The sequence below is a fragment of the Klebsiella sp. 10982 genome, assembly GCF_048589245.1.
Taxonomy (GTDB): Bacteria; Pseudomonadota; Gammaproteobacteria; order Enterobacterales; family Enterobacteriaceae; genus Klebsiella; species Klebsiella quasivariicola.
This window is the reverse complement of the sequence record NZ_JBMAXV010000035.1, coordinates 1-14,529: the sequence shown is the minus strand read 5'-3', so window position 1 is coordinate 14,529 and position 14,529 is coordinate 1. Positions and strand designations below refer to the sequence as shown.

Annotated in this window: 11 protein-coding genes and 1 pseudogene; 5 read left to right on the top strand and 7 right to left on the bottom strand. The window is 58.2% G+C overall.

The window, feature by feature from the left end; genetic code table 11:
* Positions 1 to 65: 65 nt before the first annotated feature.
* On the bottom strand, positions 66 to 485 hold the full coding sequence (gene fosA / locus ACKLKD_RS21365; RefSeq protein ID WP_043522370.1) for a FosA5 family fosfomycin resistance glutathione transferase: 420 nt from the start codon (positions 483 to 485) through the stop codon (positions 66 to 68).
* Positions 479 to 1,387, bottom strand: a complete 909-nt coding sequence (locus ACKLKD_RS21360; RefSeq protein ID WP_025713140.1) for a LysR family transcriptional regulator — start codon at positions 1,385 to 1,387, stop codon at positions 479 to 481. Before ACKLKD_RS21360 ends, fosA begins: the two co-directional genes overlap by 7 nt.
* An 86-nt stretch (positions 1,388 to 1,473) precedes the next feature.
* Here ACKLKD_RS21360 and ACKLKD_RS21355 point away from each other — a divergent pair, with 86 nt between their 5' ends.
* Complete coding sequence (locus ACKLKD_RS21355; RefSeq protein WP_087805799.1) at positions 1,474 to 2,256, top strand: NAD(P)H-dependent oxidoreductase; 783 nt, start codon at positions 1,474 to 1,476, stop codon at positions 2,254 to 2,256.
* Between the two features lie 36 nt (positions 2,257 to 2,292).
* On the opposite strand, the gene ACKLKD_RS21350 is transcribed toward ACKLKD_RS21355, so the two are convergent.
* The 4 genes and pseudogenes from ACKLKD_RS21350 to ACKLKD_RS21335 form a co-directional block, all read right to left on the bottom strand.
* Positions 2,293 to 3,249 carry an ABC transporter permease gene (locus ACKLKD_RS21350; RefSeq protein WP_025713142.1) on the bottom strand — a complete coding sequence of 319 codons (957 nt, stop codon included), beginning with the start codon at positions 3,247 to 3,249 and terminating at the stop codon, positions 2,293 to 2,295.
* Complete coding sequence (locus tag ACKLKD_RS21345; protein WP_025713143.1) at positions 3,246 to 4,217, bottom strand: ABC transporter permease; 972 nt, start codon at positions 4,215 to 4,217, stop codon at positions 3,246 to 3,248. The genes ACKLKD_RS21350 and ACKLKD_RS21345 overlap by 4 nt, the downstream gene beginning before the upstream one ends.
* On the bottom strand, positions 4,210 to 5,694 hold the full coding sequence (locus ACKLKD_RS21340; RefSeq protein WP_025713144.1) for a sugar ABC transporter ATP-binding protein: 1,485 nt from the start codon (positions 5,692 to 5,694) through the stop codon (positions 4,210 to 4,212). The genes ACKLKD_RS21345 and ACKLKD_RS21340 overlap by 8 nt, the downstream gene beginning before the upstream one ends.
* A 50-nt stretch (positions 5,695 to 5,744) precedes the next feature.
* Positions 5,745 to 6,728: pseudogene (locus ACKLKD_RS21335) on the bottom strand (autoinducer 2 ABC transporter substrate-binding protein).
* Positions 6,729 to 7,231: 503 nt separating this feature from the next.
* Between ACKLKD_RS21335 and trpS the strand changes: the two are divergent.
* The 4 genes from trpS to ACKLKD_RS21315 all read left to right on the top strand — a co-directional run bounded on the left by trpS (position 7,232) and on the right by ACKLKD_RS21315 (position 13,475).
* Positions 7,232 to 8,239, top strand: coding sequence for a tryptophan--tRNA ligase (gene trpS / locus ACKLKD_RS21330; protein ID WP_025713145.1), 1,008 nt, complete (start codon positions 7,232 to 7,234; stop codon positions 8,237 to 8,239).
* Between the two features lie 306 nt (positions 8,240 to 8,545).
* Complete coding sequence (locus ACKLKD_RS21325) at positions 8,546 to 9,610, top strand: HlyD family secretion protein (protein WP_025713146.1); 1,065 nt, start codon at positions 8,546 to 8,548, stop codon at positions 9,608 to 9,610.
* A complete protein-coding gene (rbbA, locus tag ACKLKD_RS21320; RefSeq protein ID WP_025713147.1) occupies positions 9,607 to 12,351 on the top strand; it encodes a ribosome-associated ATPase/putative transporter RbbA in 2,745 nt (914 codons plus the stop codon). Before ACKLKD_RS21325 ends, rbbA begins: the two co-directional genes overlap by 4 nt.
* Positions 12,351 to 13,475, top strand: a complete 1,125-nt coding sequence (locus ACKLKD_RS21315) for an ABC transporter permease (protein WP_025713148.1) — start codon at positions 12,351 to 12,353, stop codon at positions 13,473 to 13,475. The genes rbbA and ACKLKD_RS21315 overlap by 1 nt, the downstream gene beginning before the upstream one ends.
* Before the next feature lie 42 nt (positions 13,476 to 13,517).
* On the opposite strand, the gene ACKLKD_RS21310 is transcribed toward ACKLKD_RS21315, so the two are convergent.
* Positions 13,518 to 13,835, bottom strand: coding sequence for a hypothetical protein (locus ACKLKD_RS21310; RefSeq protein ID WP_025713149.1), 318 nt, complete (start codon positions 13,833 to 13,835; stop codon positions 13,518 to 13,520).
* Positions 13,836 to 14,529 lie beyond the last annotated feature (694 nt).

Genomic DNA, 14,529 nt, shown 5'->3' with positions numbered 1-14,529 from the left:
TCGCATCGCCCCCGTGCCGCTACGCTAACCGGGGCTACGGGTGATCTAGCGTCTGCGAAGCACCTTCACTCATCAAAAAACACCATTCCCTTATACGGCTGTTCGCGGCAGGCGGCCAGCCGCTGGGCGAGACTACCGACGTGCAGCTCCAGCTTGTGGCCGTCAGGGTCGAGGAAGTAGTGCGAGGCGCCTTCGCTACGATTTAGCTTCCATACCGCCACGCCGACAACCTCCAGGCGGGCGGCAAAGCGGGCGAAATCCGCCTCGCTGATGCTAAACGCATAATGGGTGTAGTCGCTCTCCTCCGGCGGGGTAACGCGCCGCTGCGGATCCAGCGACAGGCACAGCCACAGATCGCCACAGGAAAGATAGGCGCCGCTGTCCCAGCGGGCGTGCAGCGTCATGCCCAGCAGCTGCTGATAAAACGCCACGCTCGGCGCCAGCTGGCTGACCGCCAGGGTCAGGTGATTGAGTCCACTCAGCATGTCTCTTCCTCCAGTGAATTCACAATGAACTGACGCAGCCACTGATGCGCCGGATCGCGGTGCCAGCGCTCGTGCCATAACATCAGCATCTCAAAGCCGGCAACCGCCAGCGGCGGCTCGACCACCACAAGCCCGCTCTGCCCGCGCACCAGCCGCTCCGGCAGCACCGCCACCAGATCGCTATTGCGCAGGGTCTCCAGCATAAACAGAAAATGTGGCACAGAAAGGACAACTCGCCGCGTCAGTCCGAGGGTCGCCAGCGCGCTATCGGTCGCCGCGCTGAATCCGCCCTCGTCCGGGGAGACAACGACTTGCTCCAGCTGACAAAACGTCTTCAGACTCAGGCCGTGCCGCAGCGCCGGATGCCCCGCCCTGCCCGCCAGCACATAGCGCTCGCGAAACAGCAGGCGCTGATGCAGCCCAGGAGGCGCCCCCTCGCGGGTATGGAAGAAGAGATCCACTTTATCGCTGGCCGCCTGCTGCTCCAGCCGCGCCGGCTGCAGTTCGAATACCGCCAGCCGACTGCCGGGAGAGGCCTGGCGTAACCCGCTCAGCATCGGCAGAAAGATCGCCGAAGCCATATAGTCCGTCGCCGCCACCCGCCAGGTCTCCGCCGCCGTTGCCGGCTCAAAGGGTGCCTGCGGTGCCACCGCCTGCTCCAGAGCCGTCAGCGCAGCGCGCAGCGGCTGGCGTATTTCATCGGCGCGGGCGGTGGGCTGCATGCCGCGCGGGCCCGGCATCAGCAGCGGGTCGGCAAAAATCTCCCGCAGCCTGGCGAGCTGAATACTCACCGAGGGCTGCGACAAATTCAGCCGCTGCGCCGCCCGGGTGACATTATTTTCACTGAGCAGCACATCCAGCGTGCGCAACAGATTGAGATCCAGACGATGTAAATTAATCACGACTATACCTGTGATTTAAGTAATTCATTTCTACTATAGCGCCAGCGTACTTACTCTGCAGCTCTCCATACGCCAGAGGTGATGTTATGAAAGTACTGCTGATTTACGCCCATCCGGAACCGCGCTCGCTCAATGGCGCGCTGAAAAATTTTGCCGTCCGCCATCTGCAGCAGGCCGGCCATGAAGTGCAGGTCTCCGATCTCTACGCTATGCGCTGGAAGGCCGGATATGACGCCGACGACAGCGGCGCCCCACCGGTCGGCGAGTTCTGGCGTCCGACCCTCGATTCAAAACAGGCCTTTGAACAAGGAACCCAAAGTGCGGATATCGCTGCCGAGCAGGCGAAGCTGCTGTGGGCCGATACGGTGATTTTCCAGTTTCCGCTGTGGTGGTTCTCGATGCCCGCCATCATGAAGGGCTGGATTGACCGGGTGTACGCCTGGGGCTTTGCCTATGGCGTCGGCGAGCACAGCGACCGCCACTGGGGCGATCGCTACGGGGAAGGCACCTTCGTCGGCAAACGGGCGATGCTGATCGTCACCGCCGGCGGCTGGGCGGAACACTATTCACCGCGTGGGATCAACGGCCCCATCGACGACATCCTGTTCCCCATTCAGCACGGCATGCTGTTCTATCCCGGCTTCGAGGTGCTCCCGCCGCTGGTGTTCTACCGCACGGACAAAACCGACGTCACGCAGTTCGCCGACCAATGCGCCGCCCTGGCCGAGCGGCTGGACAGGCTGTGGCAAACCGAGCCCATTCCATTCCGCCGGCAGAATCATGGCGATTATCTGATCCCGTCGCTGACGCTACGCCCGGAGCTGGCGCCGGGGCAAAGCGGTCTGGCGGTGCATTTGCGTAGCGAATAGCTGACTACCCCGTCTTCGCCCCCGAGGACGGGTCATTTACCCGGCTCTCTCCAGGCCCAGCATGCCTCGCGCCTGGATAAAGCACAGCAGCAGCGCGCCCCACAGCGCCATCGTCAGATAGGGGCTGATGCCGAGGATATTGAACCCACTCTCAATGATCTGCAGCAGGAACAGCGCGAGCACCATCCCGACGATGCGCCCGCTACCGCCATCCGGATTCACGCCGCCGAGCACCGCCGCGAGGATCGACACCAGCAAATACGATTCTCCATAAGACGCTTTGGCTGAATTCAGCTTCGATATCATCAGAAACGCCGCCACCGCACAGAGCAGGGCCGAGATGACATAGACCCACATTAACACCCGTCGGGTATTGATCCCGGAATAATGGGTCGCCCGCTCGTTGGATCCGATCAACATGATCGCCCGACCCAGCGGGCTTTTCTCCAGCAGCACCCACAGCCCAACCGCCACCACCGCAAAAAGCCACATTGGCAGCGGAATACCGAACCACTGAGCGTGATTCAGCCACAGCACCCACTGCGGATAGTTAGCGATAGCGCTGCCGCCGGTGATCAGAATATTGATCCCCTTGAGCAGGGTCATCATGCCAAGGGTAGCCAGGATCGGCGAAACGCGGATCCCGGCAATCAGTATCCCGTTGCACAGACCAATGATCATCGCCGCCCCTCCGCCGGCCAGCAGCGTCGCCAGCGCGGTGGCGCCCCCCGGCGGATAGCTCGTCGCCACCCAGGCCATCACCAGCGAACAGGCGTTGGCCGTCGCGATAATTGACAGATTAATGCCGCCGCAAAGCATGGTCATGGCCATTGCCAGCGCCAGGATCCCCAGCACCGGCATTTGCGAGGCAATCGACTGGAAATTGCTGACAGACCAGAAGATGTTTGGCATGGCGATGCTAAAGGCGATAACCGTCAGCAGCAGCAGGCCGATCAGGTAAAACTCAACGTTGTTGCGCCACGATTTTTTCATAACAAGCTCCGGTTCTGATGCTGGCTCCATGCCGTTACGCTGATGCTGACGACGATGATCGCCCCGGTGATCAGGGTCTGCCAGTAGGAGGAAACCCCCAGCAGATTCAGGCCGTTCTGCATCACCGCCAGTAAAATCACCCCCAGCAGCGTACCGGTGAGGGTTCCGCGCCCGCCAATCAGGCTGGTGCCGCCCAACACCACCGCCGCCAGTACCGTCAGCTCATAGCCCAGCAGTGAATCCGGCGCGACGGTCATCACCGTCCACGCCTGCACAACACCCGCGGCACCTGACATCAGCCCCATATAGCCATATACGAACAGCTGCAGGCCGAGCACACTGAAGCCGACGCGGCTGGCGGATTCCCGGTTCCCCCCCATGGCGTAGATCTTGCGGCCAACGGTGGTGAAATTCATGATAAACGCGGTCAACAGCACCACCGCGATCATCGTCAGCAGCGGCAGCCCCAGACCGTAGTCGTAACCATCGGCATCGGTGTATTTGAACAGCATGATTCCCTTTTCAAACCACGGAGGGAAATCGTAGAGCCAGACGCCTTTGCTTAACCACAGCAGCAAACCGTAGAAAATGTTGAGCGTAGAAATGGTGATAATGATCGAGGGCACCCGCAGACGATTAACCAACAGCGCGTTCACCAGCCCCAGCAGCACGCCGATGCCGCCGGCAAGCACAAAAGCCACCGCGAAGTTGCCGCTTACTTTTTGCAGCATCACCACCATGCCGTACTGGGCGATAATGGTCATGGCCGGGAAGGAGATATCAATCCCGCCGGCGATCAGCACCACGAACAGACCACAGGCGAGAATGGTCAGCATCGCGTAGTTATTAGCGAGGTCGTAAAGATTGCCGAAAGTGAAAAATTCCTCACTGCGCCAGCCCAGCAGCAGGCACAACGCAATAATAAACATACCTAACCAGAATTCATGTTGTTTCAACAGATTAGCCATTGACCACCTCCGCTATCTGCTGCTGGGTACTGCTGTCCGGCAGGAAGTTATGGGTTAGCTCGCCCTGCTTCATCACCAGGATGCGATGACTCTGGTACCACGCCTCTTCGATCTCGTCGCAAATCATCAGCACAGCGATACCATGGGCAGCCAAATCGCTGATGATATGATAGATCCCGGCTTTGTTTGCGATATCCACCCCCACGGTTGGGCTATCGAGGATCAGCAGCTTAGGCGAGATCGCCAGCCATTTGGCGATAGAGACGCGCTGCGCATTGCCGCCGGAGAGGGTATTCACCGGCAGATGCGTATCCGGCGCCTTAATGGTCAACGCGTTGACCATTCTTGCGACCAGTTGCTGAGCTTTACTGTCACTCAATAGCCCACAAGCGCCTTTCACTTTATGAAACACCGTGCTGATGATGTTGTTTTCAATCGACTGAGTCATCACCAGGCCACGTGACATACGGTCTTCAGAGACATAGCCAATGCCGTGACGAATAGCGTCCTGGTTGCTGCGCAACCGCACCGGTTGGCCGTTAACCAGGATCTCGCCGCTGTCGGGCCGGGTCATGCCGAAAAGGCTCAGGCACAGCTCTGTTCGCCCGGCGCCCAGCAGGCCGACTATCGACACCACTTCTCCGGCTTCGACCTTCAGGGAGACGTTATGATATTCCCCCTTGCGGCTGAGATTGCGCACCTCCAGCACCGGCGTGCTGCCCTTCCCCTGCCACAGGTCGCGCACCTGATAGTCAAACTCCTGGCCCGTCATCAGAAAACCGAGCCGACGGGTGGTCACCTCAGCCGCCGGCAAGGTACCAACCAGATCGCCATCCTTCAGCACGCTGATGCGGTCCGATACGGCCATGACCTCTTCCAGACGGTGGCTCACGAAGACGACGCAGATCCCCCTCTCGCGCAGTTGGCGTACCACATGCAGTAGCCCTTCCACTTCCTGATGCGTCAATGAGGCCGTGGGTTCATCCATAATGATAAGCCGGGCATCCTGCGCCAGTGCACGACAAATCGCCACCAGTTGGCAGCGGGCGATGGAGAGCGACTCCACGGCGGCATCCAGCGGCAGCGAAACGTTAATACTGCGCATCGCCTGCTCCGCACTGCGCCGCAGTTCGCTGCGCCTCACCAGCACGCCGCGATGATAGTGGTTAATAGCAATGTTCTCCCACACGCTGAGATTGGGAAACAGCGACAGATCCTGATAAATCACCTGGATCCCATGGGCGACTGAAGCCGCCGGCGTCAGCCTGGGCCACGTCTTGCCGCCCAGCATTATCGCCGCGCCCTCATCCGGGCGATAGACGCCGGAGATAATTTTGATCAACGTCGACTTCCCACAACCGTTCTGCCCGGCCAGGCAGTGCACTTCCCCGGGCATAAAGTCGAGGCTGATATCATTGAGCGCGCGGTTGGCGTGGAAGGTTTTGCTGACGTGACGAAGGGAAAGGAAAGGTTCCATAGCATCCCCTGGCAGGTTAAACCGGGGCGCCAGGCGCCCCGGAAGATGGATTAGTAGAGCGAATCAATATTGTCTTTATTCACCAGCAGCACTTTATGGAAGCGGATAATATGCTTGTCGCTATCGACCTCCGCTTTACCGAGTTCTTTCAGTTCGAAGCCCGGCTCAATGGTTTTGCCGTTCAGCAGGGTGCTGGCGACGGCCGCGAGGGCATAGCCGGCTGTCGCCGGATCGTAGGTGATCCCTTCGGTAATATCGCCGCTCTTAATGAGAGAGGCCGCCTGCGAGGGGATCATCATCCCGTAGACCGCGACTTTGTTTTTCGCACGCTTCTCTTTCACCGCGCGCCCCGCGCCAATCGGGCCATTCGAACCAAAGGAGACCACCGCTTTCAGATCCGGGTACGTTTTCATTAGATCAAGCGTGGTACGGCGGGAATCATCGACACTTTCCGCCACCGGCATTCGGCGGGTGACTTCATGCATGTCCGGGTAATGTTCTTTTTGGTATTTCACCAGCAGGTCAGCCCACAGGTTGTGCTGCGGTACCGTAAGGCTACCGACATAGATAACGTAGCCGCCTTTGCCACCCATCCGCTTGGCCATATGCTCCACGTATTCAGCGGCGAACTTCTCGTTATCGATGATCTCCACATCCCAGTTGGCGCTCGGCTGCCCGGGCGATTCGTTGGTCAGGACCACGATGCCGGCGTCACGGGCTTTTTTGAATACCGGCTCCAGCACGTTGGCATCGTTAGGCACGATAGTGATGGCATCCACTTTACGTGCAATCAGGTCCTAAATAATTTTTACCTGCTGCGGCGCATCGGTGCTGGACGGCCCAACCTGGGAGGCGTTGAGGTTAAACTCTTTCCCGGCCTGGACAACCCCTTCTCCCATCCGGTTGAACCACGGCATGCCGTCCACTTTTGAAATATTGACTACGGTTTTTTCCGCCGCATATACCGGCGCGGAAATAAGCGCAGCCCCCAACAGCAAGGATGAAAAAATATTAACGACCAGACGTTTATGCATAATAATTAGCCTCAATACGTTGTAGTCAGACAGGGGTATGACGCAAAGCGGAAAAAGAGATATAAATTGTAATAATGTTAATAATTTAGAAGAGAATAAACACAAGCTGTAACAGCAGACAGGTAATATCCAGCTATAAATATGGATAATAATACTATAATCCTGTGACGTGAGCTTTTTCACAAAAAACATGCAACATAGTTTGTTGTTCCAGAATAATGATCGGGTCGCAGAGAAAATATATTTTTCCCGCTTCGTTATTTACCGAAAAACAATCCCATAAATAACATCAGGAAAAGTATGTGATTTTTGATTGCGCCTCCAGCCCCTTCCGTGGCAGGATAATCCCTATGAACAGAAACGCGATCGTAACCAGTCCCCGCCGTTGGTGGCTGCCTGCATAACAGGCGGCACGATACACGTTTCCATTTTAAAGCCGCCGGAAGGCGGCTTTGGTGTTTTCAGGACGTCTTTCGGCTGAACAGTCTGATAAGGAGTCTCTGATGAACCATCCGCAAACCATTCTCACCGGTGACCGCCCGACCGGCCAGCTGCATCTGGGCCACTACGTTGGCTCGCTGCGCCAGCGCGTCGTGCTGCAGCATAACCACCAGCAGTTTATCCTGATCGCCGACCTGCAAGGACTCACAGACAACGGCAGCAACCCGCAAAAAATCAGCCACCATATCCTCGAAGTCATGGCCGATTATCTGGCGGTCGGCATCGACCCCGGGCTAACGACGATCTGCCTGCAGTCCGCCCTGCCGGCGCTGGCGGAGCTCAGCGCGCTGTATATGAACATCGTCACCGTCGCCCGCGTGGAGCGTAACCCGACGGTCAAAAATGAGATTGCCCAGAAAGGATTCGCCCGCTCGCTGCCGGTGGGTTTTCTCGCCTATCCAATTAGCCAGGCCGCCGATATCACCGCCTTCAAAGCCGAGCTGGTACCGGTAGGCGACGATCAGCTACCGATGATTGAGCAGACCAATGAGATCGTCCACAAAATGAATAGCCTGACCGGCGAACCGGTGCTGCGCCACTGCAAGGCGCTACTCAGCGAAGTGAGTCGCCTGCCGGGCATCGACGGTAACGCCAAAATGTCGAAATCGCTGGGCAATACGCTGACCTTGTCGGCCAGTGAAGAGGAGATCCACCGCGCGGTCAGCGCGATGTATACCGACCCGACGCACCTGAGAGTCAGCGATCCGGGTCATGTCGAGGGCAACGTGGTGTTCACATACCTTGATGCTTTCCATAACGATAAAGCGCGAGTGGCAGAGATGAAAGCCCACTATCAGCGCGGCGGGCTGGGCGATCGACAGTGTAAGAATGAGCTGGAGACCTGCTTGCAGGCGCTACTGGCGCCGATCCGCGAACGCAGGGCCACCTTTATTCAGGATAAAGGGATGCTGCTGGAACTATTGCGTCAGGGCAGCGAGCGCGCCCACCACCTCACGCAGCAGACGCTGCATGAGGTGAAGCGCGGGCTGGGGCTGCCGGTGCTGTTCTGAGATGATGAAATATCCTCTGTGTGGGTATTTTTGTTAACACACCGACAAGACCCCGCCTTTCGTATGGACAATATTACCCCGGCTGTTACTATCGCGTTAACGGTAGCTCTCACTATGCGTGTTTCATTAAGGCCAGGATCGCTGATGATGACCACATAAGTAGCCCAGCGTTCGGCTGCGCATCGGCGCGGCAGAGCGCGGCGTCAGCGGCCCTCCCTCCACTTTTTCGTCCTTCGCAAGAAGGACGCTCCGCCCGCCGGAGGAGACACGCGTATCACTCAGCACAGGGAATCAAGCGAGTCGCGTATGGACAAAATAAAGAAACGTTGGGCAGGGTATTTTGTCGGCTTACTGGTGGTGCTCGCCGCCGCATGGTGGCTGCTCCGCCCGCCGGGACTTCCGGCGGGTTTTGCCAGCAGCAACGGTCGAATCGAAGCCACCGAAGTCGATATTGCCAGTAAAATCGCCGGGCGTATCGACACGATTCTGGTCAAAGAGGGCCAGTTCGTACGTCGGGGAGACGTCCTCGCAAGGATGGATACTCGCGTACTGAACGAGCAGCGTCTGGAAGCCGCCGCACAAATCAAGGAGGCGGAAAGCGCGGTCTTAGCCGCCAGAGCTTTGCTCGATCAGCGACAAAGTGAAATGCGTGCCAGCGAAGCGGTAGTGAAGCAGCGTCAGGCGGAGCTGGACTCCACGGCGAAACGCCATGTCCGCTCAAACACTCTCTCCCAGCGCGGCGCCGTCTCCGCCCAGCAGCTGGATGACGACCGTGCGGCCGCAGAGAGCGCCCGCGCGGCGCTGGAATCGGCGAAAGCGCAGGTCTCCGCCGCCCGCGCCGCCATCGAAGCCGCTCGCACCAGCATTATTCAGGCGCAAACCCGCGTCGAAGCCGCCCAGGCGACCGAACGGCGGATCCTCGCCGATATTGACGATAGCGAGCTGAAAGCCCCCCGTGATGGCCGCATTCAGTATCGTGTCGCTGAGCCAGGCGAAGTACTGGCCGCCGGTGGTCGGGTGCTGAACATGGTCGATCTCGCCGATGTCTATATGACCTTCTTTCTGCCCACCGAACAGGCAGGTCTGCTGGCAATCGGCAGCGAAGCACGCTTGATCCTTGATGCCGCGCCGGATCTGGTGATCCCGGCCAATATCAGCTTTGTCGCCAGCGTCGCCCAGTTCACGCCGAAAACGGTAGAAACCAGCGACGAGCGCCTTAAGCTAATGTTCCGCGTCAAAGCGCGTATCCCACCGGAGCTGCTGGCGCAGCACCTGGAGTATGTCAAAACCGGCCTGCCCGGTATGGCTTACGTACGGCTGGATAAACAACAACCCTGGCCTGAAGCCCTGGTGGTGAGGTTGCCGCAATGAAACTGACGCCGCAGGATACCTCGCCCCCCGTCGCCCTGCTGGAACACGTTGGTCAGCAGTTTGGCGCCACCATCGCACTGCGCGATATCAGTCTGGCGATCCCGGCACGGCGTATGGTTGGCCTGATTGGCCCGGACGGCGTCGGCAAATCGAGCCTGCTCTCGCTGATCGCCGGGGCGCGGGCCATCGAGCAGGGGAACGTGATGGTGCTTGGCGGCGATATGCGCGATGTGCATCACCGCCGCGAGGTGTGCCCGAAAATCGCGTGGATGCCGCAGGGGCTGGGGAAAAACCTCTATCACACCCTCTCGGTGTATGAAAATGTCGACTTCTTCGCCCGCCTGTTCGGCCACGATAAAGCCGAGCGCGACCTGCGTATCAACGAGCTGCTGCAGAGTACCGGGCTGGCGCCGTTTCGCGATCGCCCGGCGGGTAAGCTCTCCGGTGGGATGAAGCAAAAGCTCGGCCTGTGCTGCGCGCTGATCCACGACCCGCAGTTGCTAATCCTCGATGAACCCACCACCGGCGTCGACCCGCTCTCCCGGGCGCAGTTCTGGGAGCTTATCGACAATATTCGTCAGCGCCAGCCGGAGATGAGCGTGCTGGTGGCCACCGCCTACATGGAAGAGGCCGAGCGCTTCGACTGGCTGGTGGCGATGAATGCCGGCGAGGTGCTGGCAACCGGTAGCGCCGAGGAGCTCAAAGCTCAGACCGGCAGCCAGACCCTGGAGCAGGCGTTTATCGCCCTGCTGCCGGAAGCGCAGCGCCAGGCGCATAAGGCTGTAGTCATCCCGCCGCGCGACAGCCGCGAAGAAGAGATCGCCATCGAAGCCCGGGGCCTGACCATGCGCTTCGGCAACTTTGTTGCCGTCGACCACGTTAATTTCCGCATCGCCCGCGGCGAAATCTTTGGCTTCCTCGGCTCTAACGGCTGCGGCAAATCCACCACCATGAAGATGCTCACCGGCCTGTTGCCCGCCAGCGAAGGGGAAGCCTGGCTGTTCGGCCAGCCGGTCGACCCGAAGGATATCGCCACCCGCCAGCGGGTGGGCTATATGTCGCAGGCCTTCTCGCTTTACAGCGAACTGAGCGTGCGGCAAAACCTCGAACTGCACGCCCGCCTGTTCCATATTCCGGACGGCGACATCCCCGGCCGGGTGGCGGAAATGAGCGAGCGCTTTATGCTGACCGACGTTGAAGACGCGCTTCCCGCCGATCTACCGCTGGGGATCCGTCAGCGCCTGTCGTTAGCGGTAGCGGTCATCCATCGCCCGGAGATGCTAATCCTCGATGAGCCGACCTCTGGCGTCGATCCGGTGGCGCGCGATATGTTCTGGCAGCTGATGGTCGACCTCGCGCGACAGGATCGCGTCACTATATTTATCTCCACCCACTTTATGAATGAGGCGGAACGCTGCGATCGCATCTCGCTGATGCACGCCGGCAAGGTGCTGGCCAGCGATACACCGCAGGCGCTGGTCGAGCAGCGCGGTGCCGCCAGTCTGGAAGAGGCGTTTATCGCCTGGCTCAAAGAGGCTCAGCCGACTGCCGCGGTGCCTGAGGAACCCGCACCTGCCGCCGTATCTCATCCCGAAGGCACGACGCCACGCCAGGCCTTCAGTCTGCAGCGCCTGTTTAGCTACAGCCGCCGTGAGGCGCTGGAGCTGCGCCGCGATCCGGTGCGATCGACGCTGGCGCTGCTGGGAACGGTGATCCTGATGTTTATCATGGGCTATGGGATCAGCATGGACGTCGAGGATCTGCGCTTTGCCGTCCTCGACCGCGATCAAACTCTCAGCAGCCAGGGCTGGTCGCAGAATCTCGCTGGCTCACGCTACTTTATCGAACAGGCGCCGCTGCACAGCTATGATGAACTCGACCGACGAATGCGCGACGGTGAGCTGGCGGTAGCGATAGAAATTCCGCCGAACTTTGGTCGCGATATCGCCCGCGGCACGCCGGTGCAAATCGGCGTGTGGGTGGACGGCGCAATGCCAAACCGCGCGGAAACTGTGCGCGGCTACGTGCAGGCGATGCATCTGGCCTGGCTGCAGGAGATGGCCGGCCGGCAGAGCAGCCCGCAGCGGGATACCTCGCTCATCTCCATCGAAACCCGCTATCGCTATAACCCGGATGTGAAGAGCCTGCCGGCCATCGTTCCGGCGGTGATCCCCCTGCTGTTGATGATGATCCCGGCGATGCTCAGCGCGCTGAGCGTAGTGCGTGAAAAAGAGCTCGGGTCAATCATCAACCTGTACGTAACGCCGACCACCCGCAGCGAATTTCTGCTCGGCAAGCAGGTGCCTTACATCGTACTGGGGATGTTTAACTTCTTTCTGCTGTGCGCGCTGTCGGTCTTTGTCTTTGGCGTATCGCATAAGGGCAGCTTCCTGACGCTGACCCTGGCGGCGCTGCTGTATGTCACCATCGCCACCGGTCTGGGGTTGCTGATCTCAACCTTTATGAAGAGCCAAATCGCCGCCATCTTCGGTACCGCGATTATTACGCTGATCCCGGCAACCCAGTTCTCCGGGATGATCGATCCGGTAGCGTCACTGGAAGGCCCCGGGCGCTGGATTGGGCAAATCTACCCAACCAGCCACTTCCTGACTATCGCCCGCGGCACTTTCTCTAAAGCGCTTAACCTCAGCGATTTGTGGGCTTCCTTTATCCCGTTGTTGATTGCAGTGCCGCTGGTGCTCGGGTTGAGCGTGTTGTTGCTGAAGAAGCAGGAGGGATGATGCGCGGATTACGCAATATTTATAACCTCGGCGTCAAAGAGCTGCGCAGCCTGCTCGGTGATAAAGCGATGCTGGCGCTGATCGTGTTTGCGTTTACCGTATCGGTATACTCTTCGGCCACGGTGATGCCTGGTTCGCTGCACCTGGCGCCGATCGCGGTTGCTGATATGGATAAATCGCAGCTCTCTTCACGCATCATTAACGCTTTCTATCGTCCCTGGTTTCTCGAACCGGAGTTGATCAGCGCCGATGAGATGGACGCCGGGCTGGATGCCGGGCGCTACACCTTTGCCATCAATATTCCACCTAACTTCCAGCGCGATGTGCTGGCTGGCCGCCAGCCGGAAGTGCAGGTTAACGTCGACGCCACGCGCATGAGCCAGGCCTTTACCGGCAACGGCTATATCCAGAATATTATCACCGGTGAAGTGAACAGTTTTGTCGCCCGCTATCGGGATAACAGCGTGCTACCGGTAGAGCTGGCAGTAAGGATGCGCTTTAACCCTAACCTTGAACAGGAGCGCTTTGGCGCAGTGATGGCGATCATCAACAACATCACCATGCTCGCCATTGTTCTCACCGGTTCGGCGCTGATCCGCGAGCGGGAGCATGGCACTATAGAGCACCTGTTGGTAATGCCGGTCACGCCGTTTGAAATCATGATGGCCAAGATCTGGTCGATGGGGCTGGTGGTGCTGGTGGTGTCCGGGCTGTCGCTGGTGCTGATGGTGCAGGGGATTTTACAGGTACCTATCGAAGGCTCGATCCCCCTGTTTATGCTGGGGGTGGCGCTCAGCCTGTTCGCCACCACCTCCATTGGCATTTTTATGGGTACCCTCGCCCGCTCAATGCCGCAGCTGGGGCTGTTAATGATTCTGGTGCTGCTGCCACTACAGATGCTCTCCGGCGGCTCCACGCCGCGGGAAAGTATGCCGCAGCTGGTACAGGATATTATGTTGACCATGCCGACCACCCACTTCGTCAGCCTGGCGCAGGCGATTTTGTACCGCGGCGCCAGCTTCGCCATCGTCTGGCCGCAGTTCTTAACCTTGCTGGCTATCGGCGGAGTGTTCTTTACTATCGCACTGCTGCGTTTTCGTAAGACTATTGGTGAGATGGCGTAAAGGTCTGCGCGGGGCCGTCGATCAGCGGCGGCCCCCGAAGCGCTATTTGTGACGATTCATAAAGCGACGTAAACCCCAGGTGAAGGCCATCGCCATACTGAAGAGAATGAACAGCAACACCACCCAGCTGATGGAGATGCGCAGCAGCGTGCCGGGGGTCATAAAAGGCTGCAGGTAGACGGTGAAGGAGTGTGCGGGTGATTTCCCCAACAGCTCATACAGGTTATCAGTGAGCCACACGCCAACCCGGCAGAACAGCCAGATAATCGCTGGCCAGCAGAGCAGCACCAAAAAGGTAAAGCGCTCCTGGATGTAAGTAAAGACCCGGCGCAATGGCGACCAGTTAAGCAGGATTTTCATTTCTATTCTCATATTGCCAGCCGATGACCTGCATATGTCTCGCAAGGTATTTCGGGCAGCATCCATACAGGCAATCGTCCCTCTTTGTATAACAAATTTTCCGACTTATAAACCAGATCAAGTTAACAAAGTGTTAATGATATAGCTCATTAAGACAAAAAATAGGCTGAATGTTTACCGATCGTCGCAATAAATGGGGAGAGAAGTATACAGCGCAGGAGTAATTTTTCACGTTACCTAACGCGTTATTTTACTGGTGGGAAAAGCTGCACCACTATTTTGCAGAAAAACAAAATAATAGCGCTAAAATAGAAATAGAAATAGAAATAGAAATAGAAATTTAATCGTAGCTGCTAATAATTTTTTTCGACTCGTATCATTAGATAAATTCACCACCCGGGTCACCACCCATGTGTATTAGTCACGTTATTTTGCGAAGCAATAAGATAGCTATTCTTTCCGCAGCGCTGTTAAGGCTGTTTATTGACACTATCGGTGCTGCAGATATCTGAAACAACCCGCCCGGATAGCATTATTGACCTCGGCAATTTGCTGCATTGATGACTTCTCGATCAGAAAGCGGCTAAGGATCCGTAGCCCCGGTAAGCGCAGCGCCACCGGGGAGATATACCGGCACGCTGGCCGGATGACACAAACGCAAAAAGCCCATCCGTCAGGATGGGCTCTTCACTTG

What these genes read in the sequence shown, in the direction of transcription:
- ACKLKD_RS21315 (WP_025713148.1), top strand. Translation starts at nt 12,351, where the DNA reads ATGCGCGGATTACGCAATATTTATAACCTCGGCGTCAAAGAGCTGCGC.
- ACKLKD_RS21350 (WP_025713142.1), bottom strand. Translation starts at nt 3,249, where the DNA reads ATGAAAAAATCGTGGCGCAACAACGTTGAGTTTTACCTGATCGGCCTG.
- ACKLKD_RS21325 (WP_025713146.1), top strand. Translation starts at nt 8,546, where the DNA reads ATGGACAAAATAAAGAAACGTTGGGCAGGGTATTTTGTCGGCTTACTG.
- ACKLKD_RS21345 (WP_025713143.1), bottom strand. Translation starts at nt 4,217, where the DNA reads ATGGCTAATCTGTTGAAACAACATGAATTCTGGTTAGGTATGTTTATT.
- trpS (WP_025713145.1), top strand. Translation starts at nt 7,232, where the DNA reads ATGAACCATCCGCAAACCATTCTCACCGGTGACCGCCCGACCGGCCAG.
- ACKLKD_RS21355 (WP_087805799.1), top strand. Translation starts at nt 1,474, where the DNA reads ATGAAAGTACTGCTGATTTACGCCCATCCGGAACCGCGCTCGCTCAAT.
- fosA (WP_043522370.1), bottom strand. Translation starts at nt 485, where the DNA reads ATGCTGAGTGGACTCAATCACCTGACCCTGGCGGTCAGCCAGCTGGCG.
- ACKLKD_RS21340 (WP_025713144.1), bottom strand. Translation starts at nt 5,694, where the DNA reads ATGGAACCTTTCCTTTCCCTTCGTCACGTCAGCAAAACCTTCCACGCC.
- rbbA (WP_025713147.1), top strand. Translation starts at nt 9,607, where the DNA reads ATGAAACTGACGCCGCAGGATACCTCGCCCCCCGTCGCCCTGCTGGAA.
- ACKLKD_RS21310 (WP_025713149.1), bottom strand. Translation starts at nt 13,835, where the DNA reads ATGAAAATCCTGCTTAACTGGTCGCCATTGCGCCGGGTCTTTACTTAC.